Genomic DNA, 259 nt, shown 5'->3' with positions numbered 1-259 from the left:
CTACTGATGTGTCTTCAATAAAAACAGCTGGAAGCGAAGATCTTTCTATAATGTTTCTTACCAGCGAAAGCATGGAAAAACCTGCTATCTGAGCTTGTTCATACTGATTAAGGATCCGGGAAAATACGGTTTGAAAACTACTATCTGATTCCTTCAGTAAACGAAAAGGTAGACCACCCTCACTGAACAACGTTCCTAGAAAGTTACGTCTATCCGATTCATAAAATCGAATTGGTCGCATCCAGTAACTCTCCATCCC

General features: G+C 40.2%; 1 protein-coding gene. It reads right to left on the bottom strand.

From position 1 onward, the window contains the following. A partial coding sequence (locus RTW80_RS29855; RefSeq protein ID WP_312721772.1) for a hypothetical protein occupies nt 1-259 on the bottom strand: 259 nt, incomplete at both ends.

This window comes from Escherichia sp. AM3, from assembly GCF_032029835.1.
Classification (GTDB): Bacteria; Pseudomonadota; Gammaproteobacteria; order Enterobacterales; family Enterobacteriaceae; genus Escherichia; species Escherichia coli.
The sequence above is the reverse complement of the archived record's forward strand: the minus strand, read 5'-3'. Positions and strand labels throughout refer to the sequence as shown.